1 protein-coding gene is annotated in these 698 nt (G+C 38.4%); it reads right to left on the bottom strand.

Translation table 11 applies throughout. The features are described from left to right. Window positions 1-119: 119 nt before the first annotated feature. Window positions 120-542, bottom strand: a complete 423-nt coding sequence (locus H5116_RS20085) for a hypothetical protein (protein WP_039038518.1) — start codon at window positions 540-542, stop codon at window positions 120-122. Window positions 543-698 lie beyond the last annotated feature (156 nt).

Here is a 698-nt window from a genome sequence, read left to right as displayed (position 1 = left end):
AGTTGCTATTATTGCCTGTATAAGAAAGCTTATAGTAATCATAAATTCTATGGTGAGGGATGGTGTCATGTGGGATCCTAAAATGGTTTGAAATTAGGAATTGACACCATAGTCACTTGTTATATGCCGTTTGCAGACATAGCCTCTGCACCTTCTTTTACTTGTTCATTTGATAAAAACACACCACTTTGCGGTTCGAATGTAGCGGAGTTTTTTTGATATCCGAGAAGATAAGCAGAATTTAAAGCCACAACCATTTCATTCATGTCACCGCCCCATCGAAATGTTACCACTACTGGCTCTATAAAAGCTGAGGAATCGAATGCAGGAAAGTAATCTGAGAACTCTGATAAAGGCGACATATATGTTTCCACCCCAGAGTCTTCGCCTTTCAGTTTGACAGGGAGAAACCCAGTATGCTTTTTTAAATCTACATTTTCTAAATATTGAACAGGAGTGTTTAACTGTTCTGATAATTCGTTTAGTGAGTTCGTATTTGGAACATCACTAAGAGATAAGATTACGTACATAGTCATCGACATTGATAGGTCCCTCTCAAGTTAACCAAGGCATATAGACATAATGACTCCCACACGGTGTTAGCCTCCGCTTTTCGTGGGTTAGCTTAATTCAAAGCCAGAGCCATAATTAGTTTGTCAATTAACTAAACAGCAGAGGCTAACATGAATAAACATAGC

Origin of the sequence: Pseudoalteromonas sp. SG45-2 (assembly GCF_014164115.1) — a bacterium.
GTDB classification, from domain to species: Bacteria; Pseudomonadota; Gammaproteobacteria; order Enterobacterales; family Alteromonadaceae; genus Pseudoalteromonas; species Pseudoalteromonas distincta.
Note: the sequence above shows the minus strand (reverse complement) of the source record. Positions and strands in the feature narration are given on the sequence as shown.

Coding starts and splice junctions, on each gene's coding strand:
- H5116_RS20085 (WP_039038518.1), bottom strand. CDS start 542: ATGTCGATGACTATGTACGTAATCTTATCTCTTAGTGATGTTCCAAAT.